The following is a 5,459-nucleotide window of genomic DNA, read 5'->3' as shown; positions in this document are numbered from 1 at the left end:
GCAGTGGCGCGAGGTTGCGCGCCTCCATGGCAAGATACTCCGCCAGGGTGCCGTCGCGATACCAATCGGCGAGACCGAACACGCGCTGGCCCACCGACAGTCCCGTTGTGCCGTAGCCGAGGGCGGTGACCACTCCGGCCAGTTCGTGCCCGGGGATCGATGGCGTCCGGTCACGGTGGACGCGATCGGTCCAGGTCGAGGGCCACATCAGCTCAGTCGGGACAAATCCAGACGCATGAACCTGAACGACGACGTCGTTTATCGCTGCCTGCGGCTCGGGCCGCTCGGTCAGCTTCATCCCGGCCGTTCCCGCGGCCTGATCCGTTACTGCGATTGCCTTCATCGGAACTGTCTCCTCGGTCATTTGTCACGTGGCGATGGCCGGTAGATATGTCCGGGTCCGGTCATGAAACAGGACCAAGATTGGCGGGAATGATGGTACCATCGCGCCATGGCCGCTGTGCCCATCCATCTCGACCGCGCCGCAAGGACGCCGCTGGCGACGCAGATCTACCGGGCAGTCCGGGACGCCATCGAGACCGGGCGGCTGGACCCGGGAGCAAAGCTGCCTTCCTGGCTTGACATGGCCGCTCAGCTCGGCGTCTCGCGCGGCACCGTACGCGTCGCGTACCAGCGCCTCATCGACGAGCAGTTCGCGGTCGGCGCCGGCGCGGCGGGCACCCGCGTCGCCGAGGGCCCGTCGCCTTCGTCGGCGCCGTTGTGGTCGCCAGACGTGCCGCCGCTGCCGGAACTGTTCCATACCTATGGAACGCCGCCCCTGCCTTTCCAGATGGGCGTGCCCTCGCAAGACGCCTTTCCGTTCAAGCTGTGGTCGCGCATCTTCGCGCGAGCGGCGCGGCGGGCAGCGGCCGCGCCGGTCAGCTATCCCGATCCCCGGGGTGACCCGCAGCTGCGAAAGGAGATCGCGGCCTATGTCGGGATCGCGCGGGGTCTTCGGTGCAGTCCCGCCCAGGTGTTCATCGCTGCAGGCTATTCCGGGGCGATCGGTCTGGCGGTGCGCGCGCTGCAGGTCGAGGGATCGCGGGCCTTGATCGAGGATCCGAGCTTCCCGATCACACGCAAAGCGCTCGACCTGGCCGGCATCACCGTGACGGCCGTTCCGGTCGACGCCGAAGGCCTGGATGTCGCTTCCGGCGTCCGGAGCGCTCAGGACGCAGCGCTGGCGATCGTCACGCCAGGGCAACATGCGCCGCTCGGGATGACGATGTCGCTGAGCCGCAGGCTTGCGTTGCTCGCTTGGGCTCAGCGGAGCGAGGCCTGGATCATCGAGGACGATTATCTGAGCGAGCTGCAGCTAACCGGCCGGGCGGCTCCAGCGCTCGCTTCGCTCGATCACGGTGGACGGGTCCTGCATATTGGCAGCTTCAGCAAGACGATCAGCCCAGTTCTGCGCCTCGGGTTCGTCGTTGCGCCCATCGAACTGACTGGCCGGTTCGGTGACGTATGCGCCTGCCTGGCGCCGGCTCCAGCCCTAGCGCTCCAAGGCGCGGTGGCCGAGTTCCTGCGCGAGGGGCACTATATTCGGCATCTGCGGCGCATGAAGCGCCTCTACGCGTCTCGGCGGCAGGCCCTGCTCGAGGGCCTCGCACAGGTCGGGTCGGAGTCGCTGAAAGTCGAAGCCACCGCTGGCTTGGCCGTGATTGTCTCGACAACCGCCTCTCTGTCGGACGTGGAGATCGCCCGCCGCGCCCGCTCGTTCGGCTTGGCACCGTCGCCTCTCTCTCAATGGTGCGTCCGATCACCCCCATGGCAGGGGCTCCTGCTCGGCGTGACCAACTTGGATACGGGTCGGCTTCCACAGTATTGCCGGCAGCTCGCGGAAGCGGCGCAATAACGCCACTTGCGCTCGGCGATCCTTGTAGGGGCCGATCCTGCAATGGACTGCTCCTGCCCCTTGGTTTGGGGACACGGCCGTGGCCGCAATACGAGTTCGAGTTGGCGATCCTCGCCGACGAATGACGGTCCATCGGCTGTTGGCGAACGTCTCGGCGGAGCGGCGCCGAGGCGCCAGTTTTCATTCGAGCTTCATGGCCGCCACTTCGCCCTCGCTTATCAACGGCACATAGAGGATCGACTTGCCGTCGGTGCCGATGTCGGCGCTGCCGGGCTTGAAATGCGCCACCGCTTCCGGTGCGCCGCCGGTATGATAGCGGTAGAGCGTGCCGGTCATGTAGGCGGTGGCATAGATGCTGTCGCCAATGGCGATGACGCCATCGAGGTCGGCGAATTTCTGGGCGCCCGGCAAGGGCGAAACCACCTTGCTGGCGATGTCGACCGACAGCAGGCCACCGGGCTCCGCCGTGCTGAAGTCGGGCTTGATGCCCTTGCCCCAGGAGGCGACGATCAGCCTGTTTCCATCGGCGAAGACGCCGTTGGGCGAGGCCAGCGCCGCGTCCTTGACGAACAGCTCCGGCCAGTTGCCGTCGATGCGGTCGTGACGCAACTCTGCCCCAGTGTACGGAATCGTACGTAACCGCCCACCATGTCAAACTTTATTGCCGGCAACGGTCGCTCGGCAGATAATCCTGCTGCGTGCCGGAGCCGGCGGACCGCGCGTTTTTTCCATGCGGGGTAAAGGCGCGGGTTCTTGGTTTGAGTTTGGTGAGACCCTACAGGTTTTGTCACTTGAAGAACCGATTTCCGCCGGACCCATAAATTCGTGATTGTCCACATTGCGCGGGAGGCAGTGCGAAATGGATGATGTAATGTTGAACGCCAGGGTTTGCCCCTGTGTTGAAGTGATCGAGGCCTGCGGCGAATGGTTCGTCCGGGTGGCCGAGGATGACCAGGAACTGACCCGATCATTCGAGCTGGAATCGTTCGCACTGGCCTATGCGGAAGGTCAGCGAATGCGGTTGGGGCTTGCCGACTTCAAGCGACTGTAAACCACCAGTAACCTTGCATCCTTGGCCCTTTGGCAGCCCATCACCAAGTGCGCATGGTCTAATCGGCGAGCTTGACGCCTGCATCCGCCGTCTCGTCCTTGAAGTTAACCCTCGTACCCTTCTGCACCATAGAGGCGAGGTCTTCGGCATCCCAGTTGGTCAGCCGGATGCAGCCGTGTGAGAAAGTCGCGCCGATCTTGCCAGGTTCGGGCGTGCCGTGAATGCCGTAGCTTTCGATCGAGAGGTCGATCCAGACCGATCCGACGGGGTTGTTCGGCCCAGCAGCGATGGTGAAAGGCCGCTTGGTCTTTACTCCCTTGAAAGCGAAGCGCGGATCGTAGTGATAAGTTGGATTGTGCACCACGCGTTTGATCTCTGCCATACCGCTCGGCGCCGGCTTCTCATCGCTCCCGATCGATGCCGGGTAGATTGCGAGCCATCTGCCGGAAGGATCGAGCACGCGCACCAGGCGGGCGCCCTTGTCGACCTCGACGCTGGCAACGGCCGCAGGAGGATCGCCCCGGCCAACGTCCGGCACCATCAAGGTCGCACCGGCCCTCCCGAAGCCAGCGTAGGGATTGAGCCTTCGTAGCAATTGTTCGCTAATATGGAAGCGCTCCGCCAACCTCTCCACGGTGTTGCGATAGCCCAGCCGTGGCAGACGGGCCATCCTCTCCATGCGGGTCGGAATTCGCTTGGTAAAGCGCCCGCGCACATCCTTGCGCGTCACCTCATAGGCGATCAGGACCGGGCTGGCTGAGGTTGCCATCAGCCTGTCCCAGGTGTCCTGAGTGAGCTTGCCATCGGACGGGAATCCGTTCGCGGCCTGAAAGGCGCTCACCGCTCTGGCGAAGTTCTCTGAAAGGCGGCCATTGATCAGGCCCGGCGAGAATCGGGCACGGTCCAGAAGGATCTGCGCTTTCAGTATGGCTGGATTGACGCCTTTGGCTGGGCCGACGCCGAATTGGGCCTGATTGACGGCGAGTCGGTCCAGCTTGGCCGCCTCCGTCCCCCCGCATGCGAGGGCGAGTGCCGCGGCGACGACAACAAGGACCCTAAACATCGATGTCAACTCCGGAGCTGCGCAGGAATCTGCGTCTATGACGCGGAAAGACCTTTCTGGTTCCGTCCGCCAACATCCGATTCATCGGCCGACCTTATGGAAAGGCCCGTCACGTCGATGTGGCGAGCCTTTTTCAGTGCGATAGGCACTGCAAGGTCAGGTCAGGATAAGGACGATCTTCAACGTGTCCGGATCGACGATGACGATCCGACCGTCGGCCAACACGAAATACTCGTAGGTTTCGTAGGCTGGTACGATCTTCACGATACGCGCCGGCAGACGATGCAACCGGATCTTGTGCCGGGGAACCTCAATGCCGACCGAAATGTCGAAATCGACATTGGACACCGGCTCGACCCTGGTCTCCTTGATAACCTGGGTGATCTGGGTTTTCTGTTCGACCGTGACATTGGTGATGGAAGCAGTCGACCCCTGATCAGTCTGTGTCGAGGCCTTGCCCTGAGCTTGATCGTCGGTCTTCAGCTTCGTCTTGCCCTGGGTCTGCTGATCAGTGGTCGCACCTGCCTTGCCCTGGGCCTGCTCGTCGGTCTTCAGCTTCGTCTTGCCCTGGGCCTGCTGATCGGTGGTCGCACCTGCCTTGCCCTGGGCCTGCTCGTCGGTCTTCAGCTTCGTCTTGCCTTGGGCCTGCTGATCGGTGGTCGCACCTGCCTTGCCCTGGGCCTGTTCGTCCGTCTTGAGCTTGGGTTTGCCCTGAGCCTGCTGGTCCGTCTGGACCTTGGCCTTGGCCTTGCCCTGGGCCTGCTCGCCCATCTTCATCTTCGAGCCCTTTTGACAGTCGGCCGCGCCGGCCGCGCAATTGCTGTCGCCGCCCGACTGGGTTTCAGCCGGCTGCGTCTGAGCAACTGCGGCACCACATCCGATGCCGAGCGCCAGCATGCTGGTGATCAGAATATGTTTCATGGGAAATCTCCTCGAAAGCGTCAGTCCCTTCGCTGGGTAAACCTCAACGGAAAAACTTTGTTCCAGGCGAATTGAGCAAACCGACGGGCAGAAATTTGAAGGAACAAGCCACATCCGATGGCGTTAACGACCGTGAGACCCGGTTGCGAACGGCAGCCCAAGGGCTCTCCCACACTCGCTCACAACGGAAAGGAGACGATCATGAGGATGCATCTTACCAGTGCAGCGGCAGGACTTTTGCTACTCGCCGATGTTGGCGCCGCCGCGGCTCAGGACGTGGTCATCCAGCCTGAGCAGGAAACGGTGATTAAGGAGTACGTGCACAAGCAGCCGCTGGCTTCCGTCAAGCTCCCTGGCGTGGAACTCAATGTCGGCATGGCTCTGCCAGATACCGTCGAACTTCATGAAGTTCCCAACGTCAAATATCGCTACGTTGTAGTCGACAACCAGACCGTGGTGGTTGATCCTGGCACCCGCAAGATCGTGAAGATTATTCAGTGATCCAAGTTCACCCAAGCCCGCCGCTTTCCGGAGTGGCGGGCTTTTTGCCTTTGCGCTTGGTACAAAGT

Annotated in this window: 7 protein-coding genes; 3 read left to right on the top strand and 4 right to left on the bottom strand. The window is 62.6% G+C overall.

The annotated features are described in order from the left end of the window. Positions 1 to 343, bottom strand: a 343-nt coding sequence (locus EN935_RS20610) for an alcohol dehydrogenase catalytic domain-containing protein (RefSeq protein WP_164771226.1), incomplete at its 3' end; no start/stop codon positions are given. A gap of 108 nt (positions 344 to 451) precedes the next feature. Here EN935_RS20610 and EN935_RS20605 point away from each other — a divergent pair. Continuing rightward, entirely contained in the window at positions 452 to 1,855 is a 1,404-nt protein-coding gene (locus tag EN935_RS20605) for a PLP-dependent aminotransferase family protein (protein WP_127262223.1), read from the top strand. A gap of 180 nt (positions 1,856 to 2,035) precedes the next feature. Here EN935_RS20605 and EN935_RS20600 read toward each other — a convergent pair whose 3' ends face one another. Further along, positions 2,036 to 2,464 (bottom strand): hypothetical protein, encoded by a 429-nt coding sequence (locus EN935_RS20600; RefSeq protein ID WP_245468591.1) that lies wholly within the window; start codon positions 2,462 to 2,464, stop codon positions 2,036 to 2,038. Positions 2,465 to 2,714: 250 nt separating this feature from the next. Between EN935_RS20600 and EN935_RS20595 the strand changes: the two genes are divergently transcribed. Continuing rightward, the gene (locus EN935_RS20595) at positions 2,715 to 2,906 is read left to right on the top strand and encodes a hypothetical protein (RefSeq protein WP_245468590.1); all 192 of its coding nucleotides are present in this window, start codon (positions 2,715 to 2,717) and stop codon (positions 2,904 to 2,906) included. Positions 2,907 to 2,964: 58 nt separating this feature from the next. Here the strand turns inward: EN935_RS20595 and EN935_RS20590 are convergent, their stop codons facing one another. After that, the gene (locus EN935_RS20590) at positions 2,965 to 3,969 is read right to left on the bottom strand and encodes a L,D-transpeptidase (protein ID WP_127262222.1); all 1,005 of its coding nucleotides are present in this window, start codon (positions 3,967 to 3,969) and stop codon (positions 2,965 to 2,967) included. Between the two features lie 156 nt (positions 3,970 to 4,125). Further along, complete coding sequence (locus EN935_RS20585) at positions 4,126 to 4,890, bottom strand: DUF1236 domain-containing protein (RefSeq protein ID WP_127262230.1); 765 nt, start codon at positions 4,888 to 4,890, stop codon at positions 4,126 to 4,128. 201 nt (positions 4,891 to 5,091) lie between these two features. On the opposite strand from EN935_RS20585, the gene EN935_RS20580 reads away from it, so the two are divergent. Next, positions 5,092 to 5,391 (top strand): DUF1236 domain-containing protein, encoded by a 300-nt coding sequence (locus EN935_RS20580; RefSeq protein ID WP_127262221.1) that lies wholly within the window; start codon positions 5,092 to 5,094, stop codon positions 5,389 to 5,391. The last annotated feature ends 68 nt before the right edge of the window (positions 5,392 to 5,459 follow it).

The sequence above is a fragment of the Mesorhizobium sp. M7D.F.Ca.US.004.03.1.1 genome, from assembly GCF_003998635.1.
GTDB lineage: Bacteria > Pseudomonadota > Alphaproteobacteria > Rhizobiales > Rhizobiaceae > Mesorhizobium > Mesorhizobium loti.
Note: the sequence above shows the minus strand (reverse complement) of the source record. Positions and strands in the feature narration are given on the sequence as shown.